Here is a 21257-nt window from a genome sequence, read left to right on the forward strand (position 1 = left end):
TATAGATTCACCTTGGATTATTTATAAAAGATAGATGTTAATAACAACTAAATAGAGCAATCAATCGTGGTGAAAAAAAGATGAGCTTTCCAATTTTTCATTTGCAGGTTCATAAATGAAGCTAATCCATACAACTAGCTGGTATTTTCCAGATTCATCAGCCGGTGCTGAAGTATACTTAGATTCACTACTGCATGGCTTACAAGTACATGGACTCGAAAGTATTGTCGCTGCTCCTAAACAAGGTACAGAGGAAGATACTTACGAATACAATGGCATCTGTGTTTATCGTTATCCTGTTTTTCCTAACCCCAGCAAGATACAGGTACACAAACAGCTACCCCACGGCGGCTTTAAAACTTTTGCTAATTGGCTAGAAAACAATCGAGCCGATATATACCATCAACATTCATGGCGATTTGACTGCGGTTTACATCATCTTGCTCTCGCCCGCCAGTTAGGGATGGCTACTGTAGTCACCGTCCACATACCTGAACCTATATGTCTGCGTGGTACGATGATGCGCTGGGGTGAAGAACCTTGCAATGGGCTGATTGACTCTGTTAATTGTAGTCAATGTTTGGGAGTAGCAAAACAAGTATCGCCTTGGATGCTTAAGGCTTTAGGTGAAGTTCCCTTGGATGTTGGCATCGCAGCAGAAACAAAATTACTTACTTCTAAAAATTTCAAGCTACGCCTGCTTGGTAAAACTCTTGGTATTCCTACCCTAGTGTCTCAACATAGACGCAATTTGATGCAATTAGCAAAACTAGCCGATCGCATTGTTGTAACAAGTAATTGGCAATACAATGCTTTTGTTGCAAACAATGTTCCTCCCGAAAAACTTACTGTCTCTCGGCAAGGTGTTGCTAACACTTTCAAACGTGAAGTAACATCAAATAAACTACAAAACTCTACATTAAAAATCGGCTTTTTGGGCCGTTGGCAAGAAACTAAAGGGGTACAAGTTTTAGTAGAAGCGGTACATAGTCTACCAAATGATATACCTGTAGAGTTAATTCTTCATGCTACTCATCCGGGAAAATACGGTGCTGCCAATCGGGAAAAAGTTATCGCGATCGCTGCTCGTGACAGCCGGATTCGGATTGCTGAACCACTTTCACGCGAAGCAGTACCAGATGCATTAGCAGGTTTCGATATACTAGCAATACCGTCGCAGTGGTTAGAAACTGGCCCCATAGTTGCTTTAGAAGCACAAGCTATGGGCATTCCCGTACTAGGTTCAAATTTAGGAGGGATTGCTGAGTTAGTCAATCACGGCATTGATGGTTGGTTAGTTCCAGCCAAAGATGTCCAAGCATGGGCACAAGCGATCGCAACTTTAGCCAAAGACGCCGATTTACTAGCTAAGTTACGTCAAGGTATCCAGCCAGTACGTACAATGGATACTGTTGCTTCAGAGATGTTGGCACTTTACCATGAAATCTTAAAAATTCCTCAGAAAAACTTTATATCTTGATGGATTGACACCGAATTTCTTTAGTTGCTTCAACTCCGACAAAACAAATTAAATTAATATTTGCAGATTTAGCAACATCTGACAAATATTGGGAAAATTAAATAAAAATAAGTATAAAAATAGTGAAAAAATTTTCTAAAATATCCTTGTTGGTTTCCGATTTATCAAGTGCAGCAATTCTGCGTGCATACTTGATAGCAAAAGCTCTTAATCAGTTAGGATATGAAGTTGAAATTATGGGTTTTTTATTTGGAAATAACTTCTATTTAAATTTACCATCAAAATTCAACGTTTATAACTTACCAGGCAAAGACTTTCCAGAGTTTTTTGGAGAAATTCAAAAATTATTACCAAAAATAAATGGCGATATAATTTATGCTATCAAACCACAAATAGCAAGTTTTGGAGTTGGACTATTAAGGAAAATATTTACTAGAAAGCCATTAATTTTAGATATAGATGATTGGGAACTCAGCTGGCATGGCGGTGATAACTGGCATTATCATCCTACACCCAAAGAATTAGCTAGGGATTTGTTGAAACCACAGGGCGCACTCAAAAATCCTCATCATACTTTATATGTGAAATGGATGGAAGGTTTGGTAAGTCACGCTGATGCTGTGACAGTGCATACTAAATTTTTGCAGCAGCGTTTTGGTGGTACATTTGTTCCGAATGGCAAAGATGTTTCCTTATTCGATCCCGCTCAATATGATGCTGAGTCTAGTAGAAATCGTTATGGTTTATCTGAATATCGGATTTTAATGTTTCCTGGTGCGCCAAGACCTTATAAAGGTTTAGAAGATGTTCTGATCGCGCTCGATAAACTTAATCAACCAGACTTGAGACTAGTAATTGTAGGTGGTAGTCCTTATGATGATTATGATAAACAACTTCAACAAAAGTGGGGACGTTGGATTATCAAATTACCTAAGTATCCAGCCGACGTTATGCCTGACTTGGTAGCAGCTGCTCACATTGTAGTTGTTCCCCAGCGAGATACTCCAGAAACTCGCGCTCAATTTCCCTTGAAGTTGACAGATGGGATGGCAATGGCTAAACCTGTATTATCAACACGCGTTGGAGATATTCCCCAACTTTTAGGTGATACTGGTTATTTAGTCGAGCCTGGTTGTCCTGAGCAAATTGCTGAACAAATTCAATTGATTTTTCAGAATTTAGAGTCAGCAAACCAGAAAGGTATCAAGGCAAGAGAAAGATGTGTGGAACACTATAGCATCGAGGCTATGGCTTCTGTGCTCAAATCAGTAATTGCTCAGTTGTGAATAATATTATTAATTAAGTTAAATTGGCATAAAAATACCCAATGTCTACCAGAAAACTAATACTAAGATTCGCCAAACCCTATCCAGGTTTAATTATCCTAACAATGCTGTTGGGATTTTCTGGTGCTTTATTTAATGGTGTCGGTGTAACTTTGATTGTGCCAGTAATTTTGAGAATTGTCGGACAACCAGTAGATTTAACTGGTTTTCCTCCGATTCTCAAAGCTGTAATGTTTCCATTTGACAATCTTCCCGAAAATTCTCGGAATTTGGGAATGGCTGGAATAATTATATTTATAATTTTCTTAAAAAACTTATCTAGTTATTTTAGTATTTTAACATCGAGTGTTTTCACTCGGAGATTAAATGCGGATATTCGCGAAGCTAGCTTAGAGCTATTGCTAGATATTGATATAGACTATTATTCAAAAACGAAAGTAGGCGATATTATTAATCGCCTTGGTTCGGAAACTGCCCGCACTTCTAGCGCTATCGGGAGTATTATCAATTTAATTATTTTAATAATTACAATTTTAGTTTTCGTTGGTTTATTATTAGCGATTTCTTGGCAGCTAACCATCGCAGCAACAATTTTATTGGGTTTTATAACATTAATCAATCAATACACAATTAGTAGAGCGAAAAAATTTGGTCAACAACTATCAGAAATGTCTACATCTTATTCCATCAGTGTTTTAGAAACATTGAATGGAATTCGTTTAGTAAAGTCAACTGCCAATGAAGACAGAGAATATCAAAAAATTACTAAATTAATCCGCGATCGCGAGAAAGCAGATTTTCAATCTCAGATAAACTCACAAGCGATCGGGCCGATAAGTGAGGTGATGGGAGTTATAGCCTTACTTTTGATTGTATTCTTGAGTAAAACTTTCTTTGCCAACCAGGTTTCTTTCCTTTCAACGGTACTACTGACATATTTATTAGTATTACTGCGACTGCTGCCTTTGGTCTCTCAGTTAAATAGTCTTCGTAGTAGCTTTGCCAATAGTGCTACTAGCGTAGAAATAGTGAGTGAGTTTTTAAGTCGCGATCGCAAGCCGTTTATGAAAAACGGTAATCTAATCTACACAGAATTAAAAGAAGGAATAGGTTTTAATTCACTTTCCTTTGCCTACCCCAGTCACGAAAAGTTAGTACTCAAAGATGTAAATTTATTTTTACCCCGTGCGACAACTCTTGCTTTGGTAGGTGGTTCTGGTGCAGGTAAGTCCACCTTGGCTGACCTCTTACCCAGATTTTACGATCCGACATCTGGCAGTATCTCTATCGATGGCACAGACCTGCGTGATTTTGATATTAAATCTCTCAGATCGCACATGGGAATTGTCAGTCAAGATACATTTCTCTTTAATGACTCGGTGCGAAATAACATTGCTTATGGAAGACCGGAAGCTACTGAAGATGAAATTATCTCAGCAGCCAAACGAGCAAATGCTTATGAATTTATTGATAAATTACCTCAAGGATTTGACAGTCAAATTGGCGATCGCGGTGTGATGTTGTCTGGTGGACAAAGGCAAAGATTAGCGATCGCTCGCGCCCTCCTGCAAAATCCAGAAATTTTGATTTTAGATGAAGCCACCAGCGCTTTAGATACTGTTTCCGAACGTTTAGTACAAGCTGCACTCGACGACTTAAGTCGCGATCGGACAACCCTTGTCATTGCTCACCGCCTTTCCACAGTCCAAAAAGCCGATCAAATTGCCGTATTAGACCAAGGACAGGTGGTAGAAGTAGGAACCCATGAAGCACTTTTACAAAAAGGGGGTTACTACTCACGCCTCTACTCAATGCAATTTGCCGCTCAAACTGAAGTTTCCACCAAAACTAATCCCAGCTTTAATCGCATTTCTCACGAACTGCGTACAAGGCTTAATTCAATGATTGGTTTCCTGGGACTATTAGTTGACGATCTAGTAGACAATTCTCAAGAACGCCAGGAATTAATTGACCACTCATACAACTCAGCCTTAAGAGTTCTCAACGCCATCGATCTCTTCAGCGATGTAGTTAACCTGAAAATTAACTGGCAGTTATCGTCAGATATAGACCAAAATCAAGATGAACATAACCAGTATCAAAACTTTAGTCATATCTCAGATGAGTTTCGCACGCGTCTCTATCCTCTGATTAGCTCTCTACACTTGCTAGCCGATAAATTAGAATCCGAACCCCAAAAACAAAATATATTAATTGCAGAATCTTATCAATCTGCTATTTACCTATTAGATGTCTTAAAGCTTTTTGAAAATAAAGTTTAATTTTAATTAATGTCAGGAACAAAAGTACTTATACCCCAATCTTAAAAAACTTATCATCCCCAAAAAAAATGGTAAATTCTTCCAAGAAAAATCAATATATTTTCTACACCGGAGAGCTATCATTCAAGCCGGACACAGCACACGAAATTCATGATGTTCTTTGTGCTAACGCCGCAGCTAACTTAGGCTACTCGTCAGTTTTAATTTATCCAGATAAAAAAAATTATTCTGTTAATCTACTATCGTTAATTTATCCTTATCAACCTAAAAGACCCGGAAAAGAATTTATCGAATTTTACGATGTGCAAGAAAAACTCAAAATTGCCGCATTGCCAATGCCTTGGCCTATCGATCGAATCGGTGGTAAATTTACTAACTCTAGTACAGTTGTAACTAAATATTATTTACCAGTTCATATCCTACCTCATACTAAAGTTGTCCACACGCGAGATTGGAACTTTGTCAAAGCCGCAGTCAAAAATAAAGTTCCGACAATTTATGAACGTCACTACTTTCAAGACCGAAAATTTGAGCAAGAAATTGTCCACAGTCCCTATTTTAAAATAGCCATAACTCAGTCAGAACCCATCCGGCAAAGCCTAATAGAAAATGGAATGCCACCAGAAAAAGTAGTTTGGCTACATAACGGATTCAATCAATCATTTTTAATCAGACAGCCCGAATCAGCCGAAAGGTGGCGGCAAGAATTGCTTATAAATGGACGTAAGCAGTTAGTTGTCTATTCAGGCGCTTTGTATCCTTTCAAAGGAGTCGATCTCTTAATTGATTCCGCCAAAGAATTACCAGAAATTCAGTTTGTCATCACAGGAGGAACAGAAGCACAAGTACAAGCATATCAACAAATAGCCAGAGATAAAAATGTCGAAAACGTTAAATTCTTAGGCTGGATACTTCCACGAGAACGATTAGTCAGCTTGTTTCAAGCAGCTGATATTTTGGTTCATCCTCACTGCGCTGGAAAATCAGCAGATTTCACGAATCCAGTTAAGTTTTTTCAGTACATGGCTGCTGGCACTCCTATAGTTGCAACTGAGATTCCACCTTTAATGGAATTCAAAACATCACCTTTGATTGCCAGTTGGTGTACACCAGATAACCCGCATAAACTTGCCGAGTCTATTCAACATACTTTAGAAACTTATCCCAGAAAATTAGAGGGTTATGCAGCTAGTATAGATTTTGCCCAGCAATTTTCTTGGGAAAATAGAATTACCAAAATATTAAGCTACGTAGAAGAGGATCAACGTCCACCAATTTTAGGGTAACGGTACAAAAATAACCGAATAAATACGATTTATGACTATTAAAACTGTTGGCATGATTAGCAGCTATTCAGGCCTTGCTAAAAATAAAGATTGGTTATGGCAACAAACTCCGCACTACTTTGGTGTTTGGAACAATATTCAAATGTTGAAAATGGCAGAAAAGCCAGACTTTATGTTGCTATATCAATTTGATTTTCCTCAAGCACCGCCACAAAAATCTTGGTTAGATAGTTTTCGCAAACAGCAGCAAAAACCAGTAGTAAATGTTGAATCTTTACTGCGTGGCGTTAACAAAGAGCGGATTATTTATTTGCTCAGAGAACCGCCTTTAGATGAAGTTCTAAAAATAACTAATCATAATTATCAAGAAGCCCAGAAGTATTGTGGCTACGTTTCTGGCCCCGATGATTTTGCTCCCATTCCTGACTATATGCCTGCTATTTGGTATCACTCAAATTCATTTCAAGATTTAAATGAAATGCCGCCGCCCCCAAAAGTTGCCCCATGTAGTTGGATTACTTCGGGAATTAGCCGCACAGCCAATCATCGCCAGCGTTTAGATTTTTTACAATCTTTGCAATCTAGTGGCATGAAATTTGATTTGTATGGGCGTAACTTACCAGAATGGGCGAACAGTTCGGGAGAACTAGGTAACAAATGGTATGGCATGGCACCATACTATTACAATCTGGCAATTGAAAATTATGCTGATAATAATTGGTATGTGAGTGAGAAACTTTGGGATAGTTTACTTGCTTGGTGTTTACCAATTTACTATGGCGGCCCGGCTGCTGATAAGTTATTGCCGCCTGGTAGTTTTTTGCGGTTGCCCAGTTTAGATGAAAAAGGCATTGCCTACATCCAAGAAGTGACAGCTACACCTGATGCTTGGTATGCTGCCAAGGATGCGATCGCAGAAGCGCGTCAAATCATTTTACACAAATTAAACCTGCTTAACTGGTTATCAAACTTTGTCGATCAACACTCATAAATTATGAATGGTATTTGTACCCTTGGCAATGATTATGTTTTCGATCAACTGGTGGCTTTGCTCAATAGTATTGATGTTATCTTAGGCCCAGAAACTCCTGTTTGTATCTATCCTTTTGACGATCGGACACAACGAATTGCTGATGAAATAGCTAAACGCCCGAATGTATTTCTTTACGACGATCGAGAATCGATCAATCGCTGGGATCAATTTATGCTTGCAGCAGCCCCAGAACGATTGAATCGGAGTAAATCCCGTCTTTATGGCGCTCATCGTCGTTTTTGCGCTTTTGATGGGCCATTTGAGAAGTTTATCTATTTAGATGCAGACACATTGGTAATGAAGTCACTTGCAGCAGTGTTTGAAAAGCTAGATAGTTATGATTTTGTCGTCTACGATTTCCAATTTACAGACGTTAGTAAAATATATAATGTTAATTCTCCCAAATTACTAAAAGTTTTTGAGCAAAAACGCATTGATTACGAAATATTTTGCTCAGGCTTTTATGGTGCAAAACAAGGGCTATTTGACTCAGAAAAAAGAGATTGGCTAATATCACATTTACAAAATGGCGAGTCAGAAATTTTGTATGGTGGTGCTGGCGAACAACCATTAATCAACTACATGGTAATGAGGTCTAATTTTTCTATTTATAACTTTGCTCGCCAATTGCCAGATAATGAAAAAACAGGATGCTCTGCTAGCTCCAAACACTTCGAGGAACGAGAACATATTCTTTACGATCGCGGTAATCAACTAACTTATCTCCATTACATTGGGATTCCTCCTAATATTAATCAAGCAGTCTGTGCGGGAGAAAATATTGAGTTTCCCTATCGAGAGTTATTTCTCTATTATCGTTACTTACACGAACCAGAAAAGCGTCCAGTATTTACCAGTCCTCCTAAAAATTATAATGACGCTCCAGTACCAAATTTACTTACCAGAGCTTTGCAAAAATTTAAGTTAATTAAACAAGGATAATTTATGAGTAGGGGCATTTATATAGTTGCCAATGACCGCGTTATCGATAATGCTATTGCTTTACTCAATAGCATTCGTTACTATGACCCAGAAGTTACCATTTATCTCATACCTTTTAATGAAAATTATCACAAGGTAGCAGAACAGCTTGCTACCTTACACAACGTCCAAATTTTCCCAGATTTAGAACTTATTGATACATTTACCAAACGCATCGGCGAAATTTTTGACCGAGATTTCCTTGCCTTACCCAACAAAATGCGTAAATTGGTGGCGTGGTTTGGGCCTTTAGATGAATTTATTTATATTGATACGGATATTGTCGTTTTTGAAAAAATTGCCGACAATTTAGACAAACTTTCAGAAGTCGATTTCTTCTGCTGTGATTACCATCATGCTAATGAAAAGCTGCGAAATATTTTTTCCCCATTTGTGAAAGAGCAGCAAATTTTTTCCGATGCCCAACTTCAAGATGTTTTCAATAGCGGTTTTTGGGCTTCGAGAAAAGGAGCTATTACCGAACAACAAATGGATGAAGCTTTGCGCGAGTGTGCCGCACATCGTGAATATTTCGATTTTTCTGAAGGAGTTACAGACCAACCAATTTTAAATTATCTTGTTCTTAAATTAATTTCCAAACGTGGAAATCTCGTAAAAATTCCTGGGGGAGGGCCTGGTAGTTGGGCTGGTTCGCGAAATTTCCAACAGCAAGATTACGCCTTGTATGACCGAGGACAACGACTCAAATATCTTCACTGGGCTGGTACGCGGATGAAAACTGGTAGTCCCTATTGGCAATTGTGGGAACACTATCGTTATCTGCATGAGGGTAAATTTGCCTTCATTCCCAAACTGACTCGCCGTTTATTTCCCTTTGTTTCTGCGCGTACTTAATATTAGGAGTATCCCAATGATTGATGGTATTTATATTCTAGCCAATGATGTTGTCTATGACCAATTAGTGGCGTTACTCAATAGTATGGAAGCTAATGCTGGTAGGAAAATTCCTATTTGTATAATTCCATATAATGAGCAGTTAGACAAAGTAAAGGCAGAGATTGCATCTAGAGATAATGTTACTTTATTTGAAGATTCTGATTCTATAGCTTATTGGGATAACTTTGCAACCCAGGTCTGGCAAAATCACTCAAGGGCACAAAAAACTTGGCGAAAATGGGGGCTTCCAGAACTTTATCGTCTACCAATGCATCGTAAGCTTTGTGGTTTAGATGGTCCCTTTGATAAATTTATTTATTTTGATGCAGATACGCTCCTTATGGGGCCTATAGACTATATATATGAAAAATTAGATAAATATGATTGGGTAACAAATGATTTTCAATATAAATCTGAATTGAAATATATTTTTGATGGTTCACCAGAACTTATACAGCAAATTTTTGACCAAGAAAAATTGCATTCTCATATATTTTGTGCAGGTTGGTTTGCTACTAAAAAACATATTTTTTCTCAAGCTACATTAGCAAACCTACTCGACAAATTACAGGTTAGTGAAGCTGATGTCATGGCTCTTGGAGGCCCTGACCAATCTTTATTTAACTACATGGTATTGAGAAGTGGAATTTCCTATTATAACTTTGCTTTTCATGACTGCGAACAGGCAACTGGCAACCATTGGAGTTCTCAATTTGATGTGGTAGATAACATCCTTTACGACCAAGGACGGCGGCTGACATATCTACACTATATGAGTATAAGTTCACCACACTTTACTCAACTTTGCGCTGGTGAAGATATCGATATTCCATATCGAGATATATTTTTGCATTATAGATATTTAAACTCACCAGAACAAAGACCCAAAAGCTTTAGGCGTGAGAGTCCGCTGATGCGTTTGCAAAAGACTACTACAAGTTTTTTCAATCGAAAAGTCAACAATATTAAGCTTAATTATCGTAATTTAAAGGATAAAATGACTAACTAATTAAGCAAAAGTGGACAAAATGTTTTTTATTTTCTAGCTTATCTATTGCTCACTAATTAGGAAGGTAATTTTAACGCAATTAAATATTGGAATGATGAAATTTCAGTAAAAAATAATTATTCACCACTAGTTAACGATCTCATTTTTAGTAGAGCATCATTGCTGGCGGTGAGTATTTACGGTAATTTAGATATTTGTGAGGCTTCCTACTATTTAACCCTCTTCTAAGAAAAAGAATCTAAATCTAAAGATTGCATCCCTTCGCGTTGTATGAAGGTCATCATACTTCCCAACTGCAACCAAACTAGCAAACAAGTAAATAGACTAATTGGTAGACCGACTCCTAAAGCCAAGGATGAGGGAAAGCCAAATATCTCTAAGCCTGAAGACATAAATAAACAAGTACCGCCTGTTATGCCGATAAATGGTACAAGTAATTGTTTCAGTGAGGAACGTGGCTGAGTATTTTCTGCTCGCTCGCTTGGCCAGTTCTGCACAATTACTTTCAAAGTGCCAGATAATGCCAAACCAGATGTTAATGCTATCAAAAAGCCAACAACTAAGAGAAAGTAAGGCGGTTGCTCAGGAAAATAATACATGAAAACTCCTAATTTATATTAAAGATTTTTTACTTTTTATTTGTTGACTGGTTCTCAGCAAAAGACCCAAGTAATGTTGCTTTTGGCAGAATAGCGGCTGCACCTTCTCTGGATAATTCTGTTAAAATCTCGATCGCTACATTTAATAAACGATCCGGTTTTAAGTCATCTTTAACCAGATTCCACAGGCGTTGAACATCTTCGGTGTGGAGGCGGTCATCTTCGGTGAGAGCAAGCACCAACTGTCGCCTTAGAAACTTGCCTTCTGCCGACATTAAGTATTGGAACCCCATCTGCGCTGTGGGCAATACATCAAAGTTGTTATCGGTACGAGCGATCGCAATTAAATTCTCTAACCGCTGCCACTGAAATTTACCATCTTTGAACAACACATTCAATAATCGTCGTCTTAATTCCGGCGATTCCCCTGTCAGCAACCGCCGCGCTATATAGGGATAACCCACTTCCACAATTTTGAAATCGGGGTTAAGGCTAAGGGCAATACCTTCTTGGGTAACTAGAGAACGAATAATCAAGGCAAACTTTGCCGGAACTCGGAAAGGATATTCGTACATCAGTTCCGAAAATTCATCGGTAATAGTTTTGAAGTTAAAATCCTTGACATTTTTACCAATAGCGTTTCCTAGCACCGCTTCTAATGCTGGCACTATCGGGCAAATATTCGTGTCTGGAGTCAGAAACCCTAATTTTACAAAGTCTTCGGCTAAGTCGGTATAGTCTTTATTCACCAAATGCACTAGTGCATCGACCAGCGTTTCTTTAGTGCTTTCTTCCAACTGATCCATCATGCCGAAGTCAATATAAGCCATGCGACCATCGGGTACAGCAAACAAATTGCCAGGATGAGGGTCAGCATGAAAGAAGCCATATTCTAAAAGCTGTTGCAATCCTGATGTAACGCCAATTTGGATGATTGCTTCTGGATCTAAACCTGCTTCGCGGATGCTTTGAGTATCCGTCAGCTTGAAGCCGTCAATCCACTCCAGGGTTAAAACGTGGGTGTTGGTATAACGCCAGTAAATTCCTGGAACTTTAACTTGTGGGTCGTTGCGGAAGTTGGTAGCAAATTTCTCGGCGTTGCGGCCTTCATTAATATAGTCAATTTCTTCAAATAACTTCGTGCCAAACTCGTCCACAATTAAAGTTAGGTCATGACCGAGATTTAAAGGCAACCAAGGAGCTAGCCAACCTGCTGCCCAACGCATTAGATATAGGTCGCGTGTAATTACCGGATGTAAGTTGGGGCGTTGCACCTTTACGGCGACTTCTTCACCACTAACCAGACGACCCCGGTACACCTGACCCAAGCTAGCAGCAGCGACTGGGTGAGGTGAGAGTTCGCTAAAACTTTCGTGAATTGGACGACCTAGTTCTGTTTCGATAATCTGGTAAGCGATCGCATTATCGAAAGGTGGTAACTGGTCTTGTAACTTGATCAGTTCTTCTAAGAAGTCTTTGCGTATCAGGTCAGGTCTGGTAGAGAGGGCTTGACCAACTTTAATAAAAGTCGGGCCGAGGCGGGTGAGCAGTTCTCGCAACTGGATAGCTCGTTTACCCTTGTTTTGCTCAACTTTATCTTGCCACTCGTCCCACTTCAGATTGAATATAAATCCTGCAAAAGAGGAGATAATTCTCAGCAGTCGTCCCCAAGCTAACCAAGGACGGGAGCTATAGTAGCGAGCGATCGCATCTGGATTATAGAGTTTTAGTTGAGCAGGTTGATACTGACCCACGCCTTTTTTTGCCTCTTCAACTGAAAAATTTACAATTATTGTTTTTTTCCTGACCTACAAGTTAGTTGCAAGTTCAGGATAGCGGTAATCTTCTGTCTAAAATAACTAGAACTCTACCCTTTGGGGTAGCGATCGAGGCGATTTTAGCATCTGTTACTGCCTAGATTTGTTTATCTTTTTCTTAATTATACTTTATAAAACTACAACTACTTATCCAAGTTTTAGATGATTTTATCTTTTCTTAACTTTAATTTATATAAATATAAATATGTACCTATATATGCAAATTGAAACTCAGTAACCGCTTACAATATAAAGATCCCCGACTTTTAACATAAGTCGGGGATCTTAGTACTATGTTTATTTATACCTATGATTTAAGTGGAAAATAAAATTACAGCATCAACTAAAACATTGGTAATTGGTAGTAGTTTTGTCACAATTACCAATTACCGACTTTTAATTATCATGTAATGCTATTTAGATTTGGCCTCCAAGTTTTCTAAACGGCTTCTCAATTCCTGATTTTGTTGTTTGAGTTGGTCGAAATCTTCACGCAGTTGACGTAGGGTTTTTTCCGAACCAATGTTCTTTTGCACCTTGGAAATTTCTTCCTCAGCAGAGCGACGTACACGCCCATCAGCTGTTTGTTCAGCTAGCGATCGCAAAATCCCCGCTGCTTTAGGTGTTTCCATTTGTCCTAATGCTGCTGCTACCGACACTTGCGTTAAGAAGAAGCTTTCTTTGGCTAGTTCTGTTAATTTTTCTAAAATCCGTTCCAAATTAACCGGACTTTGACCTACAGAAATCTTTCCTAAAGCGCGAATTGCAGCTAAACGTAGGGGTTGTGGCACACCGAGTTTGGTGTATTCTAGCAGCAGATTTAAAGCTGCTTCCGAAGTTTTGAATTCAGCTAAACCAGCAACAGCCCCACTCCGCACAACTTCATTCCAACCCGCCTTTTCTTCTAAAACGCCTTTCAGCAGCTTTAATACCTTGTCTTCCTTGGGTTTTTCTTCCAAGTTTGATGAGGCGATCGCCCCGATAACACGAGAAGCTGCTGCTTCCACGTAATAACTGGGATCGCCCTTTTGCACTAACCCTCTAACAACTTTATAGCTTTCAGCAGTTTTGAATTGAGTAAGTGCTTCCACTACAGCTCGTCGCACGTAAGCATTTTTATCTTTTAACCCAGGAATTAAACCATCAAAGGCTTGATCTAAATTGATTTGGGCTAGTTGTTTCGCCACTTCCACGCGCACACCCCACAATGGGTCATTTTTTAGCGATGCAGACAGTGCAACGATCGCTTCTAACCCACCTTTTTTTGCCAAAGCTGCTGCTGCATAACTACGCGAAATTGGGTCGGGATCGAATTCTAACTGTGCTTTTAACTCCGCGATTGGATATTCCAAAGCTACTGTTTTTAGGTAATTATTTCCAACATCAAAGCTGATAAATTGGGGCTTATTTTCTAGAGGAAAGTAGAAGCTTTGTTCGCGTTCATTCACCCGGACAGTAAAAATTTTGAGTTGTGAGTTAGGAGTTATGAGTTTGGAATTATTTTTAACTCCTAACTCCTCACTCCTCACTTTTTCTTGTTGGGTATAGCCAAAACCAATAGGTATTTTTAAATCAAATAAATCCTTACTGCCATTTTTACCTTCATCAGCTTGGGTTTGAGTGACTGTAATTTTTGCTAAATGAGCATCTCCATCCCAAGAGTAAGCTACTTTAAAATCGGGATGACCACCACGATAAACGTATTGGTCAAACAGAAACAAAAGATTACGTCCGGTTGCCTTTTCAATCGCTCTGAGTAAGTCTACTGTTTCTACGGTTTTGTGGGCATTATCTCGGACAAATGTTTGAATTGCTTGCCAAAATAACTCATCTCCCAATTGGGCCCGAATCATGTGATAGACACAAGATCCTTTTTCGTAGATGTGGCGATCGTAAAGTTCAATAGCTTCTCGGTAAACGTGCGTTACCATTGGACGGCGATAACGACTGCTATCTTCGCTTAAGTAACGACGAGCTTCCAATAAACGATAGTAAGCTGCTTCTTCTAAACTATATTCCTGTTCTGTCCACATCACCTCAGAGTAAGAAGCCATCCCTTCTTTAATCCAAGCATGAGACCAATGCTTAATCACCACCAGATCGCCAAACCACTGGTGCGCGAGTTCGTGGACGACTAAACTTTCAGTGTTGCGGTTATCTAAGGCGGCGCGTTCATCTAGCAAACATCTGTCTGTTAACAGTGTTGTGGAAGTGTTTTCCATGCCACCAAAGATGAAGTCGTCAACGCAAACTTGGGCGTATTTCGGAAAAGGATATGGATAACCATACTTTTGGCTCAAAAATTCGATCATTCGGGGAGTTTTTTCCATGCTGCGTTTAGCATCTTCCTCCCGTCCCTTTTCTACATAGTAGGTGACAGCTTTACCGTTCCACTCATCTCGAATTTCAGCAAAATCACCTACTGCTAAAGTCATCAAGTAGGTAGGATGAACTTGTTGCTGTAACCAATGGTAGATTTTATGATCGCCATCTTCTGTGGTGTTAATCAATTCGCCGTTGGAAATCGCCACGAGAGGGTTGGGAACGCGGACACGAATTTCCGAAGTAGACAGTTGTCCTGGATAGTCAAAGCAGGGGAACCAAAAGCGAGAGTCTTCGTCTTCCCCTTGAGTCCAGACTTGAGTAGGCTTGTTTGGGTAGTGCTTATCTGGTTGAATAAAATAAATACCGCGTTGCGGTTTTGTCACCGAGTAAGCGATCGCAATCAGCAAGCCTTGACCAATCTGGGTTGCCTGAGAAAGTTGAATAGAAAGCTGTTCCCCGTCATGGTCAAAATTTTGTGGCACTTCGTCCACCTGCACAGACTCGATATTTAGATTGACAGCATCCAATGTCAAACGATCAATACCATTACGGATTGGCAAGAGGCGAATGCTACAACTGCCCTGATAGCTTTGCTTGGGGATATCCAGGCTGAGATCGAGAAAAATATGCTCTACCTGTCCGGGGCGATCGGGGTTGTAGTGTGGTCTTGCTCCCGGTAACTCAAAAGGTTTGTGTCCGTTATTATCTGTATCAAAATAAGACTGCGACATTGATGCTTACTGACCTTGTAATCCTGAAAAGTCTGGCTTGGTTGGATGTAGTTAAGTAAAATAGCGGTATCTGATGTATTTCCCTCAACAGGGCATTATGGAGGTGACTTCTCACCTTGGGATTGGAAGATTGAAATTAATCTCACCCGAATTTCCAAAGATCGGCAACCGATCGTGGAATTTTTTCCATATCCCTGCCGCATTTACTTTTGCTGATATTCTGCATTTGGTATTGAGTCAAGAGTCTCTTGCACCTCGATAGATTCTCATTAAGTACAAATACTCCTAATTATTTTTATAACTTTAGGATAGCTTGCTGCTAAACACGCTATTTTGTTTAAAATGAACAGCATATCATTTGCAGATTCGCTCCTCATCTGGTTGAAGTATTTTTGAGAGTAATTTTAGACCACTAATTTGTAGGATTACTAATTTTATCAGTAAATACCATAAATGCAGGATACCAGTTGTGCGAGAGTACAATAACCGATTTCTGTCTCCGTAAAAACTCTTGTATTGGCGAGTGCCCGTAAAAGTCGCTCAGAGAGAACGCTTGTAGATTGACGTTGCGCTTCCCAAATCCTGTTAACCTCTTTAACAAATTGGCGACGCCGAATAGCCCGTCGTAGACATCGCTAGCTTGTTTGCTGCATAGATGAACTGTGAGATCCAAGTGCGATAGCAATCTGAAATCATTCGTAAACAATTGAGATTCTCAACTTCATAAGAGTTGTCGGGAATCTTACCCTTGCAATTTTTACAAATCAGATAGGATTGCTATGTATTTAATTTGCAAAAACCCATTTGTAGTGAAAAATCACTTTTAAGTTGGATGTTTGCTGATTGAGACGTCACGTTTAACTGAGAATCTTTATAATTAATATCCGATTAATAATGGATGTCAAAAGCAATAATTGTCTGCAAGTAGGAGATAGATGTGCAGCTTGTCAATCAGCGTGCTGCTGAATCCTTTTGTCATGGGTTAGTCTAGCGATGGATTAGCGGAAATTATTATAAATCCGAAAACTCTACAGTGACACTTGTATAAATCTCGGTGACAATCTGAGCAAAAGAGGATAACAAAATGCCTGAAAGTAAATCAAAATTTCTCATTCCTGCTGTTGGTGCTGCCGTCGTTGTCGTAGGAAGTATAGCGGCTTATACGTACTTTAAAGGCTCACCAGTAGGTACATCAGACGCTCTAGGTAGTGCTAAAGTAGTACCTTCAACAGCACTGATGGCAACTTATATTACTACTGACTCTCAAGCCTGGGCAAAATTACAGCAGTTTGGCACTCCAGAAGCACAAAAGTTAGTGGCAAAAGGTCTGGAAGATTTCAATAAGCAAATGTTCAGTGACAGTAACGTTTCTTATGAACAAGACATAAAGCCTTGGGCTGGTGGTGTGATGATTGCTGTATTGCCACCAAATCCCGTCAAACCAGCACAGTTAAAGGTACCCTCTGGGGCACCTAATGTACCAACAAATTTACAGCAGGAATCAAATATCCTGATAGTGGTGGGAATCAAGGACAAACTCAGCGCCTTGAATTTTGCTAACAAATTGAAGTCACAAAAAGGGGTGAAATTACAGGAATCTGACTATCAAGGTCAAAAAATTGTCGAAACTACACAAAATGGCAAGCCAACGTATAGCGTAGTTTTAAATGATAGTCAGTTGGTATTAGCCCCTGAAAAGCAAGCTGTAGAAAAAGCAATTGACACCTTTAAGGGACAGTCTTCTTTTGCCAGTAAAGAAGGTGCTAGCAGCATTCTTAAAGGAGTGGATGTTAAAAACAGCCTCGCCCAAATTTATGTACCAGACTATGCTGAGATGATACAGCAATTAACTGCTGGAAATCCGCAGGCAAAGCAGTTACCGCCACAAACCCTGACACAACTGAAGCAGATAAAATCTGTGGTAGCGGGTGTTGGAGTTGATGATGCGGGAGTGCGGGTAAAAGCGATCGCTAATTTAGATCCACAATTAAATAAATTTCAGTATCAATCAAGTCCTGGGAATATAGTCGGGCAATTTCCTGCCGATACCTTTGCTCTGATTAGCGGAAATGGCATCAGCCGTGGTTGGGAAGTGCTAGTAGAGCAGTCAAAAGATTATCCAGAAATGAAGCAAGCTCTGGAACAAGCGCGAGGACAGTTGAAAACTGTCAATATAGACCTGGATAAGGATGTTTTTGGTTGGATGAATGGGGAATTCGCCTTTGGTGCGATTCCATCAAATCAAGGAGTATTAGCGAGTGTTGGTTTTGGAGGTGCTTTAGTATTTGATACTAGCGATCGCAAAACTGCCGAAGCCACTTTAACAAAATTGGATACCCTTGCCAAAACCCAACAAATCAACGTCGCCAATAGAAATATCGGTGGTAAAGATGTAACTGAATGGCAAATTCCCCGACAAGGAGCTTTATTGGCACATGGTTGGCTAGATCAAGATACTGTATTTGTAGCTCTTGGTGGCCCCATTGCTGACGCAGTTAGCGATCGCAAAAATCCATCTCTTGACACTAGCGACGCTTTCAAAGCCGTGACTGGTTCTTTGCAAAAGCCCAACGGTGGCTATTTCTACCTAGATATGGACAAAACTAAAACTGTGCCCCTGATCAATAGTTTGGTATCATCTAACGCCGATACCCTCACCATTTTGAATTCTATTCGCGGTGTTGGTTTTACCGCTATTAGCCCTGATAAATCTACTAGTGAATTAGAAATGTTATTAGCTCTTAAGCCTGCTGCAAAGTAGGGCATTGGGTATGGGGCATTGGGCATGGGGCATTGGGCATGGGGCATTGGGCATTGGGTATTGCGTATTGATTATTCTTTCCTGCTCCCCTGCTCTCCCACTCCCCACTACAAAACTTGATTATTCCGAGTTTCCAAGGTTTGGTTGAGTCTATCCAACGCGCCAGTCAATCTTTCTTGGGCTACAAGGTTAGGGTCTGCTAGGGGTTCATCGGCGACTTCTTCTTGTCTCTTGAATTTTTGTAAGGCTCGAATTGCTACAAATAAGACTAAGGCAATGATTACAAAGTCAACTATTGCGCCAAGAAAGTGACCAATTTTGATTCCCGGGCCAATGGCGATTGTTCTCCAGTCTGTGCCAGCAAAACTAACCAAGGGATTAATCAATGGCATGATTACATCTTCAACAAAGGAAGTGACAATCTTGCCAAAAGCACCACCAACGATCACAGCGATCGCCAAGTCAACTACATTGCCTTTAAGGATAAATTCTTGAAAATCTTTTAAAAAGCCACTTGCTCTTCTTCTTGCTCTGGCCATACTTGACTCTCAATAAGCTGAAATTTTTGTAATTTTCTTCATAAATGCCACTCAGCTTTTTGCCATCTCTGTTGAGACAGATGTTGCTAAGAATCAAAATTTTACCAGTCTTAAATAAAATTCTCTGAATAAAATATAAATTCTAAACTGGCGTAATTCACAGTTTCTCGGAACTTTGCTGTTCTCCAAATGTAAACTTTCTATAATATTTGTTGCTTGGGGCAAGCCAAAGGAGGAAGACTACCGTTATACAATTCAATTCATTTCTAGACTGCTGTCTAGCAAGTATGTCATAAGTAGAAAAGGCTGTTAAATCCAAACTAATTTATGACTGCTGCTGTAAACACTAATCCTGGTTTAGCTTCCCGCTTGGTGAATGGCATACTGGCAATTCAGCCTTTAGCTAACTTAGCCAAGCATCAAGCTAGACAAATGATGATTAAACGTGCCGAGAGAATTGGTGTGCCTTGGACGCAAGAAGTCGAAACATTACAAGCGCGCGATTGGAAGGACGATCTCGCTCAAGTACAAAATCCTCAGCTTTCCTACCCCGATTACTACGTCACCTCATTCCATGCCTACGAAACCGGAAATCTCAGTTGGCAAGCGGCTTTTGAGGTAGAACCTGCTGCTTACGCTGTCCACGCTAAGATTTGGCAGAGCGCTGAAGAAGCGCAAGGCGATCCAATGCTGCGCCAAAGTTACCACAATATCCTGAAAAGTCAAATCCCCAATGAGCCGCAAGACATCTTAGATGTAGGATGTAGTGTGGGCTTGAGTAGTTTTGCCCTACAAGAAATTTATCCCCATACCAAAATTACAGGCTTAGACTTATCTCCCTACTTTTTAGCCGTTGCCAATTACCGCGCTGGGCAACGTCAAGCTAAAATTAACTGGCTTCATGCCCAAGCTGAATCTACTGGGCTACCTGATGCCTCGTTTGATTTAGTTTCCATTTTCCTGATGTGCCACGAATTACCCCAATCAGCAACCCGACAGATTTTAACTGAAATGCGGCGTGTGTTGCGTCCGGGTGGCTACTTGGCAATTATGGATATGAATCCCAAATCTGAAGTTTACAAGAAAATGCCAGCCTACATTTTGACTTTGCTCAAAAGTACTGAACCGTATTTAGATGAATATTTTGCTTTGGACATTGAGCAAGCTATTGTTGAGGCGGGTTTCCAAGCTCCCACTATTACCAACAATACCCACCGTCACCGTACAGTAATTGCTCAGGTGAGTGGTTGATTTATCTCTATTGTTGTGGGCAGTAATACCACCCTTGCTGCTGCTTGGCTACTACTACTGTCGAGTGCCATTTGCCCCACCTCTGTTAAAGTTACTCATGTTCTTTATCATTGGGGCAATATCTGGTTTTTTAGCCCTTAGCCTCGAATGGGTTTTTGAAATTATAGCCAACTGGTTTGTAGACTGGCAGCAGATGAAACGTTGGCTTCCTGGTACAGCCTTGCGGCAGCTTGTGGAAATAGGCCCAATTGAAGAAGGCTGCAAGTTGGCTGCGGTTGTTATCCCAATCTCCTATCTGCAACGCAAGTATCGATTATTTAACTCTACAGTTTTCCTCTTCGCGATCGCCGTTTCCTTGGGATTCACTGCTGAAGAGAACTGGATTTACTTTTTCCACGGTACAGCATCAGTTTTTGAACGTACTATCGGCACGCCAGTCCATGCTATGTTCTCTGCACCTTGGGGATATGCATTAGGAACCTATATTTCCTCTAAAAATCGGTTAAATCACGACAAAAAGTTTATTTTTAGGGCTTGGCTAAATTCTGTCAACTGTCATGCCCTAGTGAATGTTCTATCTAGTGCTTGGGGTTACTCATTACCTCTACGTTTCCTGAGTTATGGTTTATTTCCTTTTCTGTTATGGATGTTTTGGCGCCTGGAACAATTACTGCGAAAAGTACAAGGTAAACCTGTAATTACCCTGATTTGTGACCGTACAATCCAGCGCCGTTACTGGCAGAGGAGTTTAGTGCTGTTTGCCCTCGTGCTGGGTGGAAATGCTATTTTTGGGCTGTTTCTCTTAGTCAGGAAAATTAGTCCTTTGAGTCCGTCAAAGCTTTTTGACACTTATATTTTATGGTTTATATTTAGCCGCTTTTTACTAAATCTCTTTTTTGGAGTTTTAGCGTGGGGCATTTATCGCTATTTGCGACATTCCGCCCGCCGTCGGTATTTTTAAAATATGATTTAGGAAAAGG

Annotated in this window: 15 protein-coding genes; 11 read left to right on the plus strand and 4 right to left on the minus strand. The window is 40.0% G+C overall.

Annotated features, from left to right (window positions below; genetic code table 11):
• Window positions 1-115 precede the first annotated feature (115 nt).
• The 8 genes from RMZ42_RS25320 to RMZ42_RS25355 all read left to right on the plus strand — a co-directional run bounded on the left by RMZ42_RS25320 (window position 116) and on the right by RMZ42_RS25355 (window position 10254).
• A complete protein-coding gene (locus tag RMZ42_RS25320; RefSeq protein ID WP_322674001.1) occupies window positions 116-1480 on the plus strand; it encodes a glycosyltransferase in 1365 nt (454 codons plus the stop codon).
• Window positions 1481-1602: 122 nt separating this feature from the next.
• Window positions 1603-2766 carry a glycosyltransferase family 4 protein gene (locus RMZ42_RS25325; protein ID WP_322674002.1) on the plus strand — a complete coding sequence of 388 codons (1164 nt, stop codon included), beginning with the start codon at window positions 1603-1605 and terminating at the stop codon, window positions 2764-2766.
• A 41-nt stretch (window positions 2767-2807) separates the two neighbouring features.
• Entirely contained in the window at window positions 2808-5048 is a 2241-nt protein-coding gene (locus RMZ42_RS25330; RefSeq protein ID WP_322674003.1) for an ATP-binding cassette domain-containing protein, read from the plus strand.
• Between the two features lie 68 nt (window positions 5049-5116).
• Window positions 5117-6334, plus strand: coding sequence for a glycosyltransferase (locus RMZ42_RS25335; protein ID WP_322674004.1), 1218 nt, complete (start codon window positions 5117-5119; stop codon window positions 6332-6334).
• A gap of 31 nt (window positions 6335-6365) precedes the next feature.
• Window positions 6366-7325, plus strand: coding sequence for a glycosyltransferase family 10 domain-containing protein (locus RMZ42_RS25340; protein ID WP_322674005.1), 960 nt, complete (start codon window positions 6366-6368; stop codon window positions 7323-7325).
• A 3-nt stretch (window positions 7326-7328) separates the two neighbouring features.
• The gene (locus tag RMZ42_RS25345) at window positions 7329-8309 is read left to right on the plus strand and encodes an Npun_R2821/Npun_R2822 family protein (RefSeq protein WP_322674006.1); all 981 of its coding nucleotides are present in this window, start codon (window positions 7329-7331) and stop codon (window positions 8307-8309) included.
• A 3-nt stretch (window positions 8310-8312) separates the two neighbouring features.
• A complete protein-coding gene (locus RMZ42_RS25350) occupies window positions 8313-9203 on the plus strand; it encodes an Npun_R2821/Npun_R2822 family protein (RefSeq protein WP_322674007.1) in 891 nt (296 codons plus the stop codon).
• Between the two features lie 16 nt (window positions 9204-9219).
• Window positions 9220-10254, plus strand: a complete 1035-nt coding sequence (locus RMZ42_RS25355; protein WP_322674008.1) for an Npun_R2821/Npun_R2822 family protein — start codon at window positions 9220-9222, stop codon at window positions 10252-10254.
• Window positions 10255-10478: 224 nt separating this feature from the next.
• On the opposite strand, the gene RMZ42_RS25360 is transcribed toward RMZ42_RS25355, so the two are convergent.
• The 3 genes from RMZ42_RS25360 to RMZ42_RS25370 all read right to left on the minus strand — a co-directional run bounded on the left by RMZ42_RS25360 (window position 10479) and on the right by RMZ42_RS25370 (window position 15726).
• Window positions 10479-10853 carry a hypothetical protein gene (locus RMZ42_RS25360; protein WP_322674009.1) on the minus strand — a complete coding sequence of 125 codons (375 nt, stop codon included), beginning with the start codon at window positions 10851-10853 and terminating at the stop codon, window positions 10479-10481.
• Between the two features lie 29 nt (window positions 10854-10882).
• A complete protein-coding gene (locus tag RMZ42_RS25365) occupies window positions 10883-12607 on the minus strand; it encodes an AarF/ABC1/UbiB kinase family protein (protein ID WP_322674010.1) in 1725 nt (574 codons plus the stop codon).
• Between the two features lie 476 nt (window positions 12608-13083).
• The gene (locus tag RMZ42_RS25370; protein ID WP_322674011.1) at window positions 13084-15726 is read right to left on the minus strand and encodes a M1 family metallopeptidase; all 2643 of its coding nucleotides are present in this window, start codon (window positions 15724-15726) and stop codon (window positions 13084-13086) included.
• A 1084-nt stretch (window positions 15727-16810) separates the two neighbouring features.
• On the opposite strand from RMZ42_RS25370, the gene RMZ42_RS25375 reads away from it, so the two are divergent.
• The gene (locus tag RMZ42_RS25375) at window positions 16811-18487 is read left to right on the plus strand and encodes a DUF3352 domain-containing protein (protein ID WP_322674012.1); all 1677 of its coding nucleotides are present in this window, start codon (window positions 16811-16813) and stop codon (window positions 18485-18487) included.
• Window positions 18488-18594: 107 nt separating this feature from the next.
• Here the strand turns inward: RMZ42_RS25375 and mscL are convergent, their stop codons facing one another.
• Complete coding sequence (gene mscL, locus RMZ42_RS25380; protein WP_322674013.1) at window positions 18595-19026, minus strand: large conductance mechanosensitive channel protein MscL; 432 nt, start codon at window positions 19024-19026, stop codon at window positions 18595-18597.
• Window positions 19027-19353: 327 nt separating this feature from the next.
• Between mscL and RMZ42_RS25385 the strand changes: the two genes are divergently transcribed.
• Both RMZ42_RS25385 and RMZ42_RS25390 read left to right on the plus strand, forming a co-directional pair.
• Window positions 19354-20277 (plus strand): class I SAM-dependent methyltransferase, encoded by a 924-nt coding sequence (locus RMZ42_RS25385; RefSeq protein ID WP_322674014.1) that lies wholly within the window; start codon window positions 19354-19356, stop codon window positions 20275-20277.
• Entirely contained in the window at window positions 20270-21238 is a 969-nt protein-coding gene (locus RMZ42_RS25390) for a PrsW family intramembrane metalloprotease (RefSeq protein ID WP_322674015.1), read from the plus strand. The genes RMZ42_RS25385 and RMZ42_RS25390 overlap by 8 nt, the downstream gene beginning before the upstream one ends.
• Window positions 21239-21257 lie beyond the last annotated feature (19 nt).

The sequence above is a fragment of the Nostoc sp. DedQUE05 genome, from assembly GCF_034530955.1.
Taxonomy (GTDB): Bacteria; Cyanobacteriota; Cyanobacteriia; order Cyanobacteriales; family Nostocaceae; genus Nostoc.

What these genes read in the sequence shown, in the direction of transcription:
- RMZ42_RS25375 (WP_322674012.1), top strand. Translation starts at nt 16,811, where the DNA reads ATGCCTGAAAGTAAATCAAAATTTCTCATTCCTGCTGTTGGTGCTGCC.
- RMZ42_RS25320 (WP_322674001.1), top strand. Translation starts at nt 116, where the DNA reads ATGAAGCTAATCCATACAACTAGCTGGTATTTTCCAGATTCATCAGCC.
- RMZ42_RS25385 (WP_322674014.1), top strand. Translation starts at nt 19,354, where the DNA reads ATGACTGCTGCTGTAAACACTAATCCTGGTTTAGCTTCCCGCTTGGTG.
- RMZ42_RS25340 (WP_322674005.1), top strand. Translation starts at nt 6,366, where the DNA reads ATGACTATTAAAACTGTTGGCATGATTAGCAGCTATTCAGGCCTTGCT.
- RMZ42_RS25370 (WP_322674011.1), bottom strand. Translation starts at nt 15,726, where the DNA reads ATGTCGCAGTCTTATTTTGATACAGATAATAACGGACACAAACCTTTT.
- RMZ42_RS25350 (WP_322674007.1), top strand. Translation starts at nt 8,313, where the DNA reads ATGAGTAGGGGCATTTATATAGTTGCCAATGACCGCGTTATCGATAAT.
- mscL (WP_322674013.1), bottom strand. Translation starts at nt 19,026, where the DNA reads ATGGCCAGAGCAAGAAGAAGAGCAAGTGGCTTTTTAAAAGATTTTCAA.
- RMZ42_RS25355 (WP_322674008.1), top strand. Translation starts at nt 9,220, where the DNA reads ATGATTGATGGTATTTATATTCTAGCCAATGATGTTGTCTATGACCAA.
- RMZ42_RS25330 (WP_322674003.1), top strand. Translation starts at nt 2,808, where the DNA reads ATGTCTACCAGAAAACTAATACTAAGATTCGCCAAACCCTATCCAGGT.
- RMZ42_RS25345 (WP_322674006.1), top strand. Translation starts at nt 7,329, where the DNA reads ATGAATGGTATTTGTACCCTTGGCAATGATTATGTTTTCGATCAACTG.
- RMZ42_RS25360 (WP_322674009.1), bottom strand. Translation starts at nt 10,853, where the DNA reads ATGTATTATTTTCCTGAGCAACCGCCTTACTTTCTCTTAGTTGTTGGC.
- RMZ42_RS25335 (WP_322674004.1), top strand. Translation starts at nt 5,117, where the DNA reads ATGGTAAATTCTTCCAAGAAAAATCAATATATTTTCTACACCGGAGAG.